At 68.8% G+C, this 394-nt stretch carries 1 protein-coding gene; it reads left to right on the forward strand.

Translation table 11 applies throughout. The features are described 5' to 3' along the window. Window positions 1-394, forward strand: a 394-nt coding sequence (locus H4281_RS46495) for a ketoacyl-synthetase C-terminal extension domain-containing protein (RefSeq protein WP_182896966.1), incomplete at both ends; no start/stop codon positions are given.

Genomic DNA, 394 nt, shown 5'->3' on the forward strand with positions numbered 1-394 from the left:
CGAGTCCAGGGAATGGCCGGAATCGGGCCGGCCGCGGCGCGCTGGGGTGTCGTCGTTCGGGATCAGCGGAACCAATGCGCACGTGATCCTTGAACAGTCCAGTGTGGAGCCTGCTGCTGAGGGGCCCGGGCTGGACGTGGTGCCGTGGGTCTTGTCGGGCAGGAGCGAAGCGGCAGTGCGGGATCAGGCTCGGCGGCTGGCTCAGCTGGCGGATATGCCGAATCCGACCGACGTGGCCTTCTCCTTGGCCACGGCCCGGGCCGCGCTGGATCGCCGGGTCGCGGTCGTGGGTCGTGGCCGGAATGAGTTGCTTCGGGGCTTGAATGCCGTCGCGGCAGGAGAGGTGCCCGCCGAGCTGGCTGCGGAGTCGGGGGATGTTGTTTTTGTGTTCCCG

Source organism: Amycolatopsis dendrobii (assembly GCF_014145675.1).
Lineage (GTDB): Bacteria > Actinomycetota > Actinomycetes > Mycobacteriales > Pseudonocardiaceae > Amycolatopsis > Amycolatopsis dendrobii.